This is a genomic window from Streptomyces sp. NPDC033178 (assembly GCF_055577685.1).
Genome location: NZ_JBVIPT010000056.1, coordinates 1,377 through 2,593, shown reverse-complemented (window position 1 = coordinate 2,593; position 1,217 = coordinate 1,377). Strand labels below are relative to the sequence as shown.

At 55.6% G+C, this 1,217-nt stretch carries 1 rRNA gene (only partly in view); it reads right to left on the bottom strand.

What is annotated here, in order from left to right:
- Positions 1-22 precede the first annotated feature (22 nt).
- Positions 23-1,217: ribosomal RNA gene (locus ACZ5VQ_RS49280) — 23S ribosomal RNA — on the bottom strand (its annotated part continues 1,376 nt past the right edge of the window); the annotation flags it as partial.

The window sequence follows — 1,217 nt, the reverse complement described above, 5'->3', positions numbered from 1 at the left end:
AACACAGTGGACGCGAGCAACTGAGGACAAGCCCTCGGCCTATTAGTACCAGTCAGCTTCACCCCTTACGAGGCTTCCACATCCGGCCTATCAACCCAGTCGTCTACTGGGAGCCTTAACCAATCTAGTTGGTGGGAATACTCATCTCGAAGCAGGCTTCCCGCTTAGATGCTTTCAGCGGTTATCCCTCCCGAACGTAGCCAACCAGCCATGCCCTTGGCAGGACAACTGGCACACCAGAGGTTCGTCCGTCCCGGTCCTCTCGTACTAGGGACAGCCCTTCTCAATATTCCTACGCGCACAGCGGATAGGGACCGAACTGTCTCACGACGTTCTAAACCCAGCTCGCGTACCGCTTTAATGGGCGAACAGCCCAACCCTTGGGACCGACTCCAGCCCCAGGATGCGACGAGCCGACATCGAGGTGCCAAACCATCCCGTCGATATGGACTCTTGGGGAAGATCAGCCTGTTATCCCCGGGGTACCTTTTATCCGTTGAGCGACGGCGCTTCCACAAGCCACCGCCGGATCACTAGTCCCGACTTTCGTCCCTGCTCGACCCGTCGGTCTCACAGTCAAGCTCCCTTGTGCACTTACACTCAACACCTGATTGCCAACCAGGCTGAGGGAACCTTTGGGCGCCTCCGTTACTCTTTAGGAGGCAACCGCCCCAGTTAAACTACCCATCAGACACTGTCCCTGATCCGGATCACGGACCCAGGTTAGACATCCAGCACGACCAGACTGGTATTTCAACGACGACTCCACCATGGCTGGCGCCACAATTTCACAGTCTCCCAGCTATCCTACACAAGCCGAACCGAACACCAATATCAAACTGTAGTAAAGGTCCCGGGGTCTTTCCGTCCTGCTGCGCGAAACGAGCATCTTTACTCGTAGTGCAATTTCACCGGGCCTATGGTTGAGACAGTCGAGAAGTCGTTACGCCATTCGTGCAGGTCGGAACTTACCCGACAAGGAATTTCGCTACCTTAGGATGGTTATAGTTACCACCGCCGTTTACTGGCGCTTAAGTTCTCAGCTTCGCACACCCGAAAGTGCACTAACCGGTCCCCTTAACGTTCCAGCACCGGGCAGGCGTCAGTCCGTATACATCGCCTTACGGCTTCGCACGGACCTGTGTTTTTAGTAAACAGTCGCTTCTCGCTGGTCTCTGCGGCCACCCCCAGCTCAGAGAGTAAATCTCATCACCGGT